The sequence below is a fragment of the Pseudomonas sp. CBC3 genome (genome assembly GCF_037967085.1).
Classification (GTDB): Bacteria; Pseudomonadota; Gammaproteobacteria; order Pseudomonadales; family Pseudomonadaceae; genus Stutzerimonas.
Genome location: NZ_JBANEO010000003.1, coordinates 497,154 through 509,457, shown reverse-complemented (window position 1 = coordinate 509,457; position 12,304 = coordinate 497,154). Strand labels below are relative to the sequence as shown.

Genomic DNA, 12,304 nt, shown 5'->3' with positions numbered 1-12,304 from the left:
TTATAGACGCCTGTATCGGTAACCCGGCCACCGAAGGTGCACGCCAATGAAACCCGCCAGTCAGCCGAGCCCGCCGTAGCGCTGGCGTTCGGCTCGGTAGAGAATCCGTACGATGGCAAATTCACGCTCGATGCGTTCGATCAAGTGCGGGGCTTCGTCGATCTGTTCGAGCCGCGCCGCTTCTTCCAACTGGCGACAGAGATCCGCCAGTAACGCTGCGCCCATGTTGCTGCAACTGCCCTTGAAGCTGTGGGCAGCCTGACGCAGGTTTTCCGCCTGACCGCTGCGACAGGCCTGCTGAAGCAACCACAGCCGCTCTTCCGAATCGACCAGAAAGGTATCCAGTAGCACCGGATACTCCGCCTCCATCACCTCTTGAAGGGTCGCCAGCACGCTAGTGTCGAGATGATCGACCATCGATAGGCTCCTGGCTGGAAAGCAGCGAATTATGCATGAGCGGCCCAATGGAACTCGACATTCAGAACCTTGCCGTCCGGCTCCCAGTAGAAGCGTTCACTCATCTGACGAATCATCCGCAGCCCCCGCCCGCCCAGGCATCCGGCACAGTACTGCTGGTCCAGCGCCCGCTGCACATCGAATCCCGGTCCGCTGTCGCGCACTGCGATGCACAGATAGCCTCGGGTCTCTTCGGACTTGACGCTCAGCTCGATGGACACCGAGCCTTCGGTAAGCTCACCCAGTCGCCGCTGGCGTTCCTGATAGTAGTTGGCAAAACCGTCGGCGTCGCACTTCATGGAGGAATCGAGCAGCAGCACGCCATGCTCCAGCGCATTGGCATAAAGCTCGGTCAGCACCGTGTAAATCGTGCCGGCACGGTGGCGCAGGGGTGATATCTGCAACAGCAGCTGCATGGTCATCGGCAGTGGGTTGTACTCGCGCAAGCTGCTGGGGCGCAGCTCGAAACTGGCGGACCAATCTCTCGCACGCAACTCTGGCGCGCCGAGTGGGAAAACAGCCGACGATTGCGCCGCAACGGCATCCTCCGCCTCGATCATGCTCACTTCGACGAGGCTCAGGTCGTCAAGTATTTGACCATGGAAATCATGCAGAGCGGCCTGGATTTCATCCAACAAGGTCGAGGGCTCGGTGTTGGCATCCATGACCGCCAACAGCCGCTGCTCGCCGAATAATTCATCATCGGCACTGGTGCTCTCCAGCACACCATCGGACATCAGCAGCAGGCGATCACCGATCGCCAGTGGCAAGGTCTCGAAACTGTCATCGAAATGGAGCGCATCGAGTACGCCAAGCGGCAAATGCCTGGAGCGCAGCGGCAGCCGCTCGCCCTCCGCGGCCCTGAGCAGATAACCATCCGGCAGCCCGCCGTTCCAGACGCGCAACATGCCCTGCTTGAGGTTGATATCCAGCAAGGCGGCGCAGCAGAACATTTCCACCGGCAGGATCAGCTTCAACTTGGCGTTGAGCTCGCACAGGATCTCTCCGCTGGAATAGCCTTTGGCGGTCATTCCGTAAAAGGTCTCGGCCAGCGGCATGGCACCGATGGCGGCCGGCAGCCCATGGCCGGTGAAGTCTCCCAGCAGCACGAACATCCTGCCGGCAGGCGCATGCGCGGCAAGCAGCAGGTCGCCATTGAACAGCGCGCGCGGAGACTGTCGATAACGGATGTTGGGTGCGCTCAGGCAACCGGCATGCGCCACCTTGTCGAAGATCGCCTTGGCGGCGCGTTGCTCGTCGAGCAATTGCTGATTGCGTCGCGCGATGAGATCACGCTGCTCCAGCACCGTCGCCTGCAGCCTGCGCAGACGATGCATGGCCTGGATCTTCGCTTCGAGGATGACCGGGTTGTAGGGCTTGGCGAGAAAATCATCGCCTCCCGCTTCGAGGCAGCGCACCAGCGCTTCGTGCTCGGTGAGCGAGGTGAGAAAGATGATCGGCACCAGCTCGTTGCCGGCCAGCTGTTTGATTTGCCGCGCGGCCTCGAAGCCGTCCATCACCGGCATCAGCGCGTCCATCAGCACCAGTTGTGGCCGTTCGCTCTCGAACAATCGGACCGCTTCTGCACCGTTGGACGCCGTAGTTACACGATGCCCCTGACGACCGACGATGGCGGCCAGCAGCATGCGGTCGGCCGCGCCATCCTCGGCGATGAGTATGGAGAGCCGGCGAGGCATCAGGCTATCGCGAACAGTTGTTCGAAATTGGATACCGAAAGGACCTTTCGCACATCTGGGTTGCAGTTGATCAGGCGGATATCGGCCTTATCGCTGCCGGCGTGATCGCGCAGCAGCAGCAACATCCCGAGGGCCGAACTGTCGAGATAGGTCGCGCCAGCGAGGTCGATCACGTAGCGCTTGGGCGTGCAATCAGCGCGCTGATAGGCATCGCGGAATGCTTGATGAGCATTGAAATCGAAGCGCCCCTGGATGGTAATCGTCAGCTCCTGTCCATCTGCCGATAGCTGTGAACTGATGGTCATGTAGCACTCCTGATCCAAGCGGAAACGTGGCAGCCGTGTTTGCCGGACGAACGAGGCGCATCCGCCGGCGCCTTTTAGGGCTGGCCGTACTGCAGTAAACAAACTGATGAAGATTTAGCACCCAAACCCCGGCACAGCAAGCATCAATCCTGTCTGGGCCGACTTGCCAGCCGCTGCGAGAATTCGTCGAGCAGCTTTTGCTCGCGCTTGTCGGCCGCCGTTCTCGCTTCCTGAATATAGCGATCGACCAATTTGCGCAGCCCATCGAGCCGTGCGCGTCGCTGCTGCCACTGCTCGCGGAGCTTGTCGAGATTGTTGCGATGCCAGTCGACACTGCGCTGCTGCTGAGCGATGGCCGATTCGAGCTGTGAAAGGAACCGCTGATAATTGACCAGCCATTGCCCGGATACGCCCTGGCTGCCCTGGCTCATCCATTGCTGCTGGTAGTCGCTGAAGTACTGGCGCAGCTCGCCCAACTTGGTTTCGGCCTGGGACAGTTGGGTTTGCCCCTGTCCAAATTGCCCCGCGGCGTCGCGCTCGGCCCGCTCGGCCATGTCGATCACGGGCGCCAGCCGCGCGGCACGACTCGTCGCCAAGGTTTAGCCTGCGGCCTTGGGATTGAAGACATTGATCAGTGCAGCCTCGCTCTGCGCCAGGGGTTCGGCTTCGTCCAGACCCTGCCGGAGATAGCGGACCATCTCCGCCTGCCTCGCGATGGCCAGATCGGTTTCCGGATCGCCACCCGGTACGTACGCGCCGACGCTGATCAGATCGCGGCTCTGCTGATAGCGCGACCACAGCTGCTTGAACCGCTGCGAACTGCGCACATGTTCGGGGCTGACCACCTGCGGCATGACCCGGCTGATAGAGGCCTCGATGTCGATCGCCGGGTAATGGCCCTCTTCAGCCAGCCGTCGCGACAACACGATGTGGCCGTCGAGCACGCCCCGCGCGGAGTCGGCGATGGGGTCCTGCTGATCATCACCCTCGGACAGCACGGTATAGAACGCCGTGATCGAACCGCCGCCCGCCTCGGCGTTTCCGGCGCGCTCCACCAGACTCGGCAGCTTGGCGAACACCGAAGGCGGGTAACCCTTGGTCGCCGGGGGCTCGCCGATGGCCAGCGCGATTTCCCGTTGGGCCTGGGCGAAGCGGGTCAGCGAATCCATCAACAACAGGACGTTCTTGCCCTTGTCACGGAAATATTCGGCGATGCGCGTGCAATACATTGCCGCGCGCAGGCGCATCAAGGGCGCATCGTCCGCAGGCGAAGCGACAACTACGGAGCGCTTGATGCTCTCTTCGGTGAGGATGTTCTCGATGAATTCCTTGACCTCGCGGCCACGTTCGCCGATCAGACCGACGACGATGATGTCGGCCTCAGTGAAGCGGGTCATCATGCCTAGCAACACCGACTTGCCCACACCGGTACCGGCGAACAAGCCAAGACGTTGCCCGCGGCCGACCGTCAACAGGCCATTGATGCAGCGGATGCCGACATCCAGCGGCTCGCTGATCGGGTGGCGGTTGAGCGGGTTGATCACTGGCCCGTCCATCGGCACCCAGTCCTCGGCCTTCATTCCGCCCTTGCCATCCAGGGCGCGGCCGGCACCGTCGAGCACGCGCCCCAGCATCGACGTGCCCATCGGCAGGCGTCCGGTATTGGCCAGCGGCACGACACGCGCGCCCGGCGCGATGCCGGCCAGGCTGCCAACCGGCATCAGATAAAGTTTGCCGGCGGAAAAGCCCATGACCTCGGCTTCGACCTGGGTCGGGTGGTAGCTGTCGTCGTTGATCACCAGGCAGCGGCTGCCGACGGCGGCACGCAGGCCTTCGGCCTCCAGCGTCAGGCCGACCATACGCAACAGCCGACCCTCGAGGATCGGCTGGCTGGGTAGCTTGATCGCCTCGCTGTAGGTCTCGAAGCGTTTGGCGAAGCTGGTGCGTTCAAGGCGCATCTGAGCTGTCCAGATCCAGGTGCAGATCCGCTTCCGGCGGGCTGGTGGCGTTTTCCCGCTGCTGTTCGAATAGCTGCTTGATCGCCTGACTCAGCCGCGTTTCGACGCTGGCGTCGATGCGACTCTGTTCGGTTTCGATCCGGCAGCCGCCCGGCAACAGATCGCTGTCTTCGACGATTCGCCAGGTTTCTTCATGGCGCTCGCGCAGCGCCTTGACCAGCTCGAAATCCTGCGGATTGATATGGATGCGCACGTTGCTGGCGCCCATCGGCAACAGCTTCAGGGCGTCCCGAAGCACTTGGCGGATCTGGCTGGAATCGATCAGCAAGTCGCGCTGAATCACCTCGCGTGTCAGCTGACAGATCAACGTGACCATGGCGTGTTCGAGGTTGCGATCCTGATCGGCGATGGGCTCGAGCAATTGCGTCATCACCTGCTCAAGGCTCGCGAGTTTGGGCGCCAGCGCCGCGTCGGCTTCCTGCCGGGCTTTCAGTTGTCCGGCATGAAAGCCGTCCTTCTCGCCCGTGCTGAAGCCCTCGTTGTAGGCCTCCTGGCGAATCGCTTCGAGTTCGTCGAGCGTCAGCGGTTTGACTTCCTCGACCGGGACGTCCTCGCTGTGCGACAGGTCCTGTTCCGCGCCCGATTCCTCGAACGCCTCCGGCTCCGCCGGTTCTCCGCCTAGCGGATCGAAGCTCGGCAAGGCCCAGCGATCGAAGAGGTTGACGTCCTTCGCGCGGATCACATCGCTGGGATTTTCCTTGGACATACGGCTCGCTTAGACCTAGATCATTTCTTCGCCGCCCTTGCCGCCGAGAACGATTTCCCCGGCTTCGGCCATACGGCGGGCAATGGTGAGAATTTCCTTCTGGGCGCCCTCGACTTCGCTGATGCGCACCGGCCCCTTGGCTTCCAGGTCGTCGCGCAGCAGTTCTCCGGCGCGCTTGGACATGTTCTTGAAGATCTTCTCCTTGATCGCTTCGTCCGCGCCCTTGAGCGCCATTACCAGCACATCGGAGGATACTTCACGCATGAGCGCCTGAATGCCCCGGTCATCGACATCCGCCAGGTTGTCGAAGACGAACATCAGGTCTTCGATCTGCGACGACAGATCTTCGTCGACATCGCGGATGGCGTCCATCAGCTGGCCTTCGACCGAGCTGTCGAGGTAGTTCATGATGTCCGCCGCGCGCTTGACGCCACCCAGCGTCGCGCGGGTGGTATTGGAGTTGCCAGAGAACTGCTTCTCCAGGATCAGATTAAGCTCCTTCAACGCCGCCGGCTGGACGGTGTTGAGCGAGGACACGCGCAGCACGATGTCGAGCCGCACCTTGTGATCGAAATGCGACAGCACCTCGCCCGCCTGGTCGGGGTCTAGATAAGCCACCACGATCGCCTGGATCTGCGGGTGCTCGTAGCGAATCACGTCGGCGACCGCGCGCGGCTCCATCCACTTGAGGCTGTCCAGGCCACTGGTGTTGCCGCCCAGCAGAATGCGATCGATCAGGCCGCCCGCCTTGTCCTCGCCCAGCGCCTGGGTGAGCATCTTGCGGATATAACCGTCGGAGCCGACCCCGAGGCTGGTCTGGTCGCCAACGATCTCGACGAACTCTCCCATCACCTGTTCTATCTGGTTTTTCTGGACGTTGCGCAATTGCGCCATGGCGGTGCCGACCTTCTGTACCTCTTTTGGACCGAGATGGCGCAGAACCTGCGCAGCATCGGCTTCACCCAGCGAGAGCAGCAGAATCGCGGCTTTGTCGACCTTGTTCAGCTTGGCTGGAACTCGTGCATCACTCATCTTCGTTGATCCACTCTTTGACGACCTGAGCCACCCGGCCCGGATCCTCTGCTACCAGATTCTTGATGGCATTCAGTTGCGCATCGTACCCCTCGGTCGGGCTCGGCAGCATGATGCTCTGCGGCCCGCTCAGGCTGACCCGATCATTGCTCAGCGCACCATCCAAACCGTCCATGTCAGCCAGTTCGCCGTCACTACCGACAGGCTGAAGCTCCTTGCCCTTTCCAGCATTGGTCAGGTTGTTCAGTACGGGCCGCAGCACACCGAACACCAGCACCAGGATGAACAGTACTCCAAGCACTTGCTTGACGATGTCCCAGAACCACGGCTGCGAGTAGAACGGAACGTCGATGAAGGTCTCTTCTAGCGAGTCGGCGGCGAAGGGTGCGTTGATCACACTTACGCTGTCGCCACGGCTGGCATCGAAACCAACGGCGTCCTGCACCAGGCGGGTGAAGCGCGCCAATTCTTCGGCGGTCCGCGGTACACGAGTGGTCTGCCCATCAGCAGAGACCGTCACCTGGTCGTCGAGTACCACCGCAACCGACAAGCGGCGCAGGCGACCTTGTTGCTGTTTGGTGTAACTGATGGAACGGTCCAGCTCGTAATTACGGGTCGCTTGCTCACGCTTGTCTGCCGGATACGGCGCCAACATCGGCTGGCCGGTCGCCGGGTCCATGATCTGCTGACCATTGGCGTCCAGCAAAGGTTGCCCCGGTGCGACCGCACCCGCGGCGGCTTGTCCAGCCAGCGCATTTTCCGGCGCGGTGGCAGGGCCTGGAGGCTGATTGCTCAGCGCACCCGGAACGCCTTGCGGGCCGACGCTGCTCTGGCGCTGTTCGCTGACGCTCTGCTCGCTGCGCAGCGCCGGTTGATCCGGGTTGAAGGTTTCGGACGTCGATTCGACGGCGCTGAAATCCACATCGGCGGAGACTTCGGCCTTGTAGCGACCGCTGCCCAGCACCGGTTGCAGGATGTTGTGCACGCGCTGGGTGTAGAGGCTTTCCATCCGACGGCTGTAGTCGAACTGCTTGCCGGCCATGCTCAGCTCGGTCAGCCCCTGCTGGTCGGACAGCAGGTTGCCCTTCTGATCCACCACGGTGATTTGCGACTTGGTCAGCTCCGGCACGCTGGTAGCGACGAGGTTGATGATCGCCATCACCTGACTCGGCTCGAGGTTGCGGCCCGGATAGAGCTCGACCAGCACGGAAGCGCTCGGCTTGCGCTCGTCGCGCACGAATACAGAACTCTTCGGAATCGCCAGATGCACGCGCGCCGCTTTGACGTTGTTCAGGCTGGAGACGGTACGAGCCAGCTCGCCTTCCAGACCACGACGGTAGCGGGTGGCTTCCATGAACTGGCTGGTACCGAGGCCCTGCTCCTTGTCGAGAATCTCGAAGCCGATGTTGCTATCAGTCGGTGCAACGCCAGCGCTGGCGAGTTTCAGCCGCGCACGGGCGAGATCATCGGCCTTGACCAGCAAGGCGCCGGAATTGGGCTCGACGGTGTAAGCGATGTCGGCAGCAGCGAGGGTTTCCATCACCTGGTTGGCGTCCATCCCGGCGAGGCTGCCGAGCAGCGGACGGTAGTCCGGCTGTTGCGACCAGAGCACCACGGCAAAGCCGATGGCGACGCTCGCAGCCAGCCCGACCAACAGGCCGACCTGCCGCAACATCGTCATTTCGGAAAGGTTTTCCAGGAACGACAGGCCAAACAGCGGCTTCTTCGGAGCGTCCGAATCGACCGTTACAGGAACTTTGCTAAGCGCTTCAGCCATTATTCAAACCCTGCCTTAAACGGGCATCTGCATGATGTCTTGATACGCCTGGACCAGCTTGTTACGCACCTGGGTCATGGCCTGAAAGGAAACACTGGCTTTCTGCGACGCGATCATGACTTCAGTCAGGTCGATCCCGCCCTGCCCCATCTCGAAAGCAGTGGCCAGCTGACTGGAGGCTTGCTGGGTTTCGCTCACCTTGTTGACGGCCTGGCCGAGCATGTCGGAAAAGCTCGGAGCGCCAACCTCGGGGGTAGCGGTCACGGGCTTGGCGCGCGCCATCGCATCGGTCTGCATGGCCCGCATTTCCAGCATCAAGCGATTGAATTCGATACCCTGGCTCATTATTCCTCCAACAGCCGCGGTTTTTTGACGCTTCGCAGCAAGCACAGGGGTAATTGCAACATCGGTGCCAGATAAGTTCGTGGCTAGCCGCTTGCGACTGCTCGGTAGTCCAGCTTCCAGCGCTTATCGATTCTGTAACGTAGATCGTCCCGTCGACTGTATGGTGACGCATGCGACCGGCGCCCCTAGGCTAGGCCGAAAAAACCCAACAGAGACAACCATGCCGGACGCCGCCCACTCGCTATCCCGCCCCTTCGCCGACAGTTCGGCTTCGACCGTCGTGGCGGGTTTCATTGCCATGCTTACCGGCTATACCAGTTCGCTCGTCCTGATGTTCCAGGCCGGACAGGCAGCAGGGCTCAGCGGGGCGGAGATTTCCTCGTGGATCTGGGCGCTGTCGATCGGCATGGCGGTGTGCAGCATCGGCCTGTCACTGCGCTATCGCACGCCAGTGGTGGTCGCCTGGTCGACTCCCGGCGCGGCGCTGCTGATCAGTAGCTTGCCCGGCGTTCCCTATGGCGAGGCGATTGGCGCCTTCATCTTCGCGTCGGTGCTGATTGCGGTATGTGGACTTACCGGCAGCTTCGAACGCCTGATGCGCAAGGTACCCGCCTCGCTGGCGGCGGCGCTGCTGGCCGGCGTGCTGTTCAACATCGGCAGCGAGATCTTCCGTGCCGTGGACGTTCAGCCTGTGCTGGTGCTGAGCATGTTCTTCAGTTACCTGCTGGCCAAGCGTCTGGTACCGCGCTACGCCGTGCTCTCGGCGCTGATCGTCGGCTGTGTGCTCGCCGGCGTGCTGGGGCTGCTGGACTTCAGCGAACTGAGCCTGAAAATCGCGGTACCGGTGTGGACCACGCCGAGCCTGTCTTTCGCGGCCATTTTCAGCATCGGCATACCGCTGTTCGTGATCGCCATGGCGTCGCAGAACATGCCGGGGCTGGCCGTGCTGCGCGCCGAGGGCTATCAGGTGCCGGCCTCGCCGCTGATTTCGGTCACCGGTATCGCGTCGGTTCTGCTCGCCCCGTTTGGCTCGCATGGTGTCCATCTGGCTGCGATCACCATGGCGATCTGCGCGGGTCCCGAAGCGCATCCCGATCCCGCCCGGCGCTATACGGCCGCGGTATGGTGCGGGTTGTTCTACGGCATCGCCGGCATTTTCGGGGCGACGCTGGCGGCGCTGTTCGCGGCCTTTCCGGCAGCACTGGTGCTGTCCATCGCGGCGTTGGCGTTGCTCGGTTCGATCGGCAGCGGCCTGACCCAAGCCATGCAGACGCCGCACGAGCGCGAAGCGGCGCTGATTACCTTTATGGTCACCGCTTCCGGACTGACGCTGTTTGGGATTGGCGCGGCGCTGTGGGGGTTGATTGCTGGGGTGGTGACGTTGGTGATCTTGGGGAGGCGGGTTTGAAAACGCGTGCTGTTTTCAGAAACAGATGGCATGAATCGCTTTGCCGGGATGATTGCTGAGTGTGCTGACAGTTCAGGTTTCGCCCTGCTGGGCGAGTCCCTTTTTCTTGTTTGGCCAAGAAAAAGGAACCTAAAAGAAGGCCGCCCCAACATCCGGCCTCCTGAAGGGGAACAGGGTCCGAGTTGCCTGAAAGATCGTTGATGCTTTGCTTAGCTTCTTTTGCACGAACCGTCAGGCGACATCAATCGCCCCTTTCAGGAGGGTGAGCGCAATCGTTGCGGAAGGGAGCGAGCCGCATGGATGCGGCGAGAGGCTTAAAGGGCCATGGATGGCCCTTGTAAGCCGGCCCCTGGAGCGACGATGGAGCGAACGAACCCCGGCGCAGCCGGGGCCGGATGCAGGGGCAAGACCTTTTGGTTTCTTTTGGGGCGACTGCCAAAAGAAACTCGCCCAGCAGGGCGAAACCAAGCCATCAAACAACTCAATAAACACTTATAAACCCAAACCTTCCAAACACAGGGATTGCCCGAACCAAAACCCTAAATAGCCGTCGCCCCACCATCCACCGCCAACGCATGGCCAGTGGTGAAAGCCGCACCGTCGCTACAGAGATAAAGCACCGCAGCAGCGATTTCCTCAACCTTGCCGACCCGCCCAACCGGATGCATGGCCGCCGCGAACTCCGCCTTGCGCGGGTCCGCCTCATAGGCACGGCGGAACATATCGGTATCGATCACCGCCGGACACACCGCATTCACGCGAATGCCCTTCTTGGCATATTCGATCGCCGCCGACTTGGTCAGTCCGATCACCGCATGCTTGGACGCCGCATAAATGCTCATTTTCGGCGCCGCACCAAGCCCAGCAACCGACGCGGTGTTGACGATGGCACCTCCGCCCTGCGCCAACATCACCGGCAGCTGGTGCTTCATGCACAACCAGACACCCTTGACGTTGACGCCCATGATGGCGTCGAACTCCGCCTCGCTGCCTTCAGCCAGACGGCCCTTCTCGATCTCGATGCCGGCGTTGTTGAACGCGTAGTCGATGCGACCGAAGGTCGTGACCGCCTGCTCGACCATCGCCTTGACCTGCTCGTCGCGAGTGACATCGCACTGCACGAATATCGCCTCGCCGCCGGCTTCGCGAATGGCTTCGGCGCATGCCGCACCGCCCATCTCATCCAGATCCGCCACCACCACCTTCAGCCCCTGCTCGGCGAACGCTAGCGCCGTCGCGCGGCCGATGCCCGCCGCAGCTCCCGTTACCAACGCGACCTGACCGGAAAAAGACATGCTCATGCTAGATACCCTGATCGATTGAATGAAGGCGCCGAGTCCGAAAAATGACTGCAAGCCAAACGCGGGTCATGGTTATACCGCCATCCCAGGCGCGGATTAAGGGTTCAAGGGCGATATCACTCAGGCGGATGCCACTGCATTCCAAGATTCTCGCCTTGCTTGCGCGGCCGGCTTCGGCGGGCTAAACCAAGGTTCTTACATAGACCGAGGTTTACATGGACACGACCAATCGCCAGTTCCTCTTGGCCAAGCGCCCGATCGGCGCGCCAACCCGCGACACCTTTGAATTCGTCGAAAAACCCGTGAGCGAGCCCGGCGCGAACCAGATTCTGGTCAAGGTGGAATACCTGTCGCTGGACCCGGCCATGCGCGGCTGGATGAACGATGCCAAATCCTATATCCCGCCGGTCGGCATTGGCGAAGTGATGCGCGCGCTGGGTGTGGGCAAGGTAATCGCCTCGCAGCATCCCAATTTCGCTGAAGGCGATTACGTCAACGGCGCGCTGGGTGTGCAGGACTATTTCCTCGGCGAGCCGAAAGGCTTTTACAAGGTCGATCCGAACCAGGCACCGCTGCCGCGCTACCTGTCGGCGCTAGGCATGACCGGCATGACCGCTTACTTTGGCCTGCTGGCGGTGGGCGAGCCGAAGGCCGGCGAAACCGTGGTGCTGTCCGGCGCTGCCGGTGCGGTGGGCAGCGTGGCCGGGCAGATCGCGAAGATAAAAGGGTGTCGCGTGGTCGGCATCGCAGGCGGCGCCGACAAGTGCCGCTTCCTTACCGAGGAGCTCGGTTTCGATGCGGCCATCGACTACAAGAGTGAAGACGTCGCCGCCGGCCTGAAACGCACCTGCCCGAAGGGCGTCGACGTATTTTTCGATAATGTCGGCGGCGATATTCTCGACGCAGTGCTGACGCGCATTACCGTCGGAGCCCGCATCGTCATCTGCGGCGCCATCAGTCAGTACAACAACAAGGAGGCGGTCAAGGGGCCGGCGAATTACCTGTCCCTGTTGGTCAACCGCGCGCGCATGCAGGGCATGGTGGTGATGGATTACGTGCCGCGTTACCCCGAGGCCATGACAGACATGGCAGGCTGGATGCAGAGCGGCGAGCTGAAGAGCAAGGAAGACATCGTCGAGGGGCTGGAAACCTTCCCCGACACGCTGATGAAACTCTTCACCGGCGGCAACTTTGGCAAGCTGGTATTGAAGGTCAGCTAAGCCGTATGGACCGAGCCGGCCGCATCAGGCGATCGGCTC

Annotated in this window: 12 protein-coding genes; 2 read left to right on the top strand and 10 right to left on the bottom strand. The window is 61.8% G+C overall.

Features of this window, described 5'->3' with window-relative positions; genetic code table 11:
• Positions 1 to 60: 60 nt before the first annotated feature.
• From V6943_RS14915 to fliE, 9 genes are all read right to left on the bottom strand, one after another.
• A complete protein-coding gene (locus V6943_RS14915) occupies positions 61 to 417 on the bottom strand; it encodes an Hpt domain-containing protein (protein ID WP_131650094.1) in 357 nt (118 codons plus the stop codon).
• A 29-nt stretch (positions 418 to 446) separates the two neighbouring features.
• On the bottom strand, positions 447 to 2,153 hold the full coding sequence (locus V6943_RS14910; RefSeq protein WP_340554216.1) for an ATP-binding SpoIIE family protein phosphatase: 1,707 nt from the start codon (positions 2,151 to 2,153) through the stop codon (positions 447 to 449).
• Entirely contained in the window at positions 2,153 to 2,458 is a 306-nt protein-coding gene (locus tag V6943_RS14905) for an STAS domain-containing protein (RefSeq protein WP_181100843.1), read from the bottom strand. Before V6943_RS14905 ends, V6943_RS14910 begins: the two co-directional genes overlap by 1 nt.
• Positions 2,459 to 2,601: 143 nt before the next feature.
• Entirely contained in the window at positions 2,602 to 3,054 is a 453-nt protein-coding gene (gene fliJ, locus V6943_RS14900) for a flagellar export protein FliJ (RefSeq protein ID WP_131650091.1), read from the bottom strand.
• Between the two features lie 3 nt (positions 3,055 to 3,057).
• Complete coding sequence (fliI, locus tag V6943_RS14895; protein ID WP_181100840.1) at positions 3,058 to 4,416, bottom strand: flagellar protein export ATPase FliI; 1,359 nt, start codon at positions 4,414 to 4,416, stop codon at positions 3,058 to 3,060.
• Entirely contained in the window at positions 4,406 to 5,182 is a 777-nt protein-coding gene (gene fliH / locus V6943_RS14890; RefSeq protein WP_340554212.1) for a flagellar assembly protein FliH, read from the bottom strand. Before fliH ends, fliI begins: the two co-directional genes overlap by 11 nt.
• Before the next feature lie 15 nt (positions 5,183 to 5,197).
• Entirely contained in the window at positions 5,198 to 6,214 is a 1,017-nt protein-coding gene (gene fliG, locus V6943_RS14885) for a flagellar motor switch protein FliG (RefSeq protein WP_131650088.1), read from the bottom strand.
• Complete coding sequence (gene fliF / locus V6943_RS14880) at positions 6,207 to 7,991, bottom strand: flagellar basal-body MS-ring/collar protein FliF (RefSeq protein WP_131650087.1); 1,785 nt, start codon at positions 7,989 to 7,991, stop codon at positions 6,207 to 6,209. The genes fliG and fliF overlap by 8 nt, the downstream gene beginning before the upstream one ends.
• A gap of 15 nt (positions 7,992 to 8,006) precedes the next feature.
• Positions 8,007 to 8,336 carry a flagellar hook-basal body complex protein FliE gene (gene fliE, locus V6943_RS14875; protein WP_131650086.1) on the bottom strand — a complete coding sequence of 110 codons (330 nt, stop codon included), beginning with the start codon at positions 8,334 to 8,336 and terminating at the stop codon, positions 8,007 to 8,009.
• A gap of 220 nt (positions 8,337 to 8,556) precedes the next feature.
• Here fliE and V6943_RS14870 point away from each other — a divergent pair, with 220 nt between their 5' ends.
• Positions 8,557 to 9,744 carry a benzoate/H(+) symporter BenE family transporter gene (locus tag V6943_RS14870; protein WP_340554209.1) on the top strand — a complete coding sequence of 396 codons (1,188 nt, stop codon included), beginning with the start codon at positions 8,557 to 8,559 and terminating at the stop codon, positions 9,742 to 9,744.
• A 539-nt stretch (positions 9,745 to 10,283) separates the two neighbouring features.
• Here V6943_RS14870 and V6943_RS14865 read toward each other — a convergent pair.
• Positions 10,284 to 11,045 (bottom strand): SDR family oxidoreductase, encoded by a 762-nt coding sequence (locus tag V6943_RS14865; protein ID WP_181100825.1) that lies wholly within the window; start codon positions 11,043 to 11,045, stop codon positions 10,284 to 10,286.
• Positions 11,046 to 11,260: 215 nt separating this feature from the next.
• Between V6943_RS14865 and V6943_RS14860 the strand changes: the two genes are divergently transcribed.
• Positions 11,261 to 12,265 (top strand): NADP-dependent oxidoreductase, encoded by a 1,005-nt coding sequence (locus V6943_RS14860; RefSeq protein WP_131650082.1) that lies wholly within the window; start codon positions 11,261 to 11,263, stop codon positions 12,263 to 12,265.
• Positions 12,266 to 12,304 lie beyond the last annotated feature (39 nt).

Bases quoted from the DNA above. Each gene is read 5' to 3' on its own strand.
- V6943_RS14905 (WP_181100843.1), bottom strand. From the start codon at position 2,458: ATGACCATCAGTTCACAGCTATCGGCAGATGGACAGGAGCTGACGATT.
- V6943_RS14910 (WP_340554216.1), bottom strand. From the start codon at position 2,153: ATGCCTCGCCGGCTCTCCATACTCATCGCCGAGGATGGCGCGGCCGAC.
- fliG (WP_131650088.1), bottom strand. From the start codon at position 6,214: ATGAGTGATGCACGAGTTCCAGCCAAGCTGAACAAGGTCGACAAAGCC.
- fliH (WP_340554212.1), bottom strand. From the start codon at position 5,182: ATGTCCAAGGAAAATCCCAGCGATGTGATCCGCGCGAAGGACGTCAAC.
- V6943_RS14865 (WP_181100825.1), bottom strand. From the start codon at position 11,045: ATGAGCATGTCTTTTTCCGGTCAGGTCGCGTTGGTAACGGGAGCTGCG.
- fliI (WP_181100840.1), bottom strand. From the start codon at position 4,416: ATGCGCCTTGAACGCACCAGCTTCGCCAAACGCTTCGAGACCTACAGC.
- fliF (WP_131650087.1), bottom strand. From the start codon at position 7,991: ATGGCTGAAGCGCTTAGCAAAGTTCCTGTAACGGTCGATTCGGACGCT.
- V6943_RS14870 (WP_340554209.1), top strand. From the start codon at position 8,557: ATGCCGGACGCCGCCCACTCGCTATCCCGCCCCTTCGCCGACAGTTCG.
- V6943_RS14860 (WP_131650082.1), top strand. From the start codon at position 11,261: ATGGACACGACCAATCGCCAGTTCCTCTTGGCCAAGCGCCCGATCGGC.
- V6943_RS14915 (WP_131650094.1), bottom strand. From the start codon at position 417: ATGGTCGATCATCTCGACACTAGCGTGCTGGCGACCCTTCAAGAGGTG.
- fliE (WP_131650086.1), bottom strand. From the start codon at position 8,336: ATGAGCCAGGGTATCGAATTCAATCGCTTGATGCTGGAAATGCGGGCC.